The organism is Vibrio sp. 10N.239.311.G01, from assembly GCF_041465805.1.
Classification (GTDB): Bacteria; Pseudomonadota; Gammaproteobacteria; order Enterobacterales; family Vibrionaceae; genus Vibrio; species Vibrio crassostreae_C.
On sequence record NZ_JBFSRM010000069.1, the window covers coordinates 1 to 1490 of the forward strand.

1 protein-coding gene and 1 pseudogene are annotated in these 1490 nt (G+C 46.4%); one reads left to right on the forward strand and one right to left on the reverse strand.

Going from position 1 to position 1490, the window contains the following annotated elements; translation table 11 throughout:
- Positions 1-260: pseudogene (locus AB6D06_RS22400) on the forward strand (IS110 family transposase); the annotation flags it as partial.
- Positions 261-264: 4 nt separating this feature from the next.
- Here the strand turns inward: AB6D06_RS22400 and tnpC are convergent.
- On the reverse strand, positions 265-1490 hold a 1226-nt coding region (tnpC, locus tag AB6D06_RS22405; RefSeq protein ID WP_372111916.1), incomplete at its 5' end, for an IS66 family transposase.

The following is a 1490-nucleotide window of genomic DNA, read 5'->3' on the forward strand; positions in this document are numbered from 1 at the left end:
ACATTCAGTCCCTCATTCGAATGCGTCGACTCATGGTTACCGAACGTACCAGGCTCATTAATCAAGTACGCGGACTAATAGCTGAATACGGCATCATCATGCCACAAGGCAAAGCAACATTCAGAAAGGCTATTCCCGAAATACTCGAAGACGTGGAAAACCAACTCTCTCCTATTTTACGAGAGCTGTTATCTCACCAATATGAGCGGTATTTATATGTCGATGAACAGATTCAATGTAAGCGTCTAATTAAGCAGTGAGGCCTTATTCGGCCTCATCTATGTCTAGGTTCCACGGCATAAGATCAGTCAGATCGTCTTGAAGGGATCGCGTTGGTAGCACTTTGAACAAGTGCGCGAAGTAGTAATACGCGTTGATATTATTCGCCCGACACGTCATCACTAAGCTATACAAGTTGGCACTCGCTGTCGCGCCCTCAACCGAGGTTGAGAACATCCAGTTTTTCCGGCCCGTTGTAAACGGGCGGATATCTCGCTCAGTCACATTATTATCAATACTGATGTCGCCATCTTCTAGATAGGTGAGCAACTTCGGCCATTGGTTGACCGTGTAATTGATGGCGCCACCAAGCTGACTTTTCGGCAGCACTTTTTCTTGGCTTTCCAGCAACCATTCGTGGAACTTGTCTAATATAGGTTTTGATTTTTGTTGGCGTAGCTGCTGCCTTTCGATAGCACATAAGCCTTTGGCTTCTTGCTCAATGCCATAAAGCTTCGCGATAAAGTTGATGGCCTTTTCTACTCGGCCTGATTTCTTCTTCGGTTGGGCTTTTTGTGCATCAGTAAACTTGCGTCTTACATGCGCTAGGCAACCAGCTTGGCTTACATTATCGAGACCGTTGTATGCTTGGTAACCATCCGTTAGCAGGTAGCCAGAGTAATTTCCTAAGAAGTCTTTAACGCATTGTCCTGCACGACTTGGTTGATAGTCGTAAATGACCACTGGCTGTTTGACGAACTCGCCACTACGATAGACCCACATGTAAGATTTACTCTGAGCACTTCGGTCTTGCTCTCGTAAAACCTGGACGGTGGTTTCATCGGCGCAGATGAGCTTCTCATTCAGTAAATGGGCTTTCATCGCCTCAACGATGACATTCACTTTATTGCCCAGTTGAACACACCAGTTGGCGAGTGTCCCACGGCTTAAGTCGATATCAGAACGTTTTAAAATCTCTACCTGGCGATAAAGCGGCAGCGCATCAACATATTTTGCGGTCACGACAGCTGCGAAGGCTTCAGGGCTACCGATGCTTTTCGGGATCATATTGGCTGGTCGAGGCGCGGTGATAATTTTGCTGCTGGTTTGTGTTTTTTCACACTGACGGCAAGCATATTTAGTACGTTCATGGCGCACAACGCTGACTTTCTGAGGGATGATTTTTAGCTCTTCCGAGACTTCAGTGCCGCATTCATGCAGTGGTTCATTACAGCATTCACAGTAAGGGGCATTGAGCGTGTGTTGATATA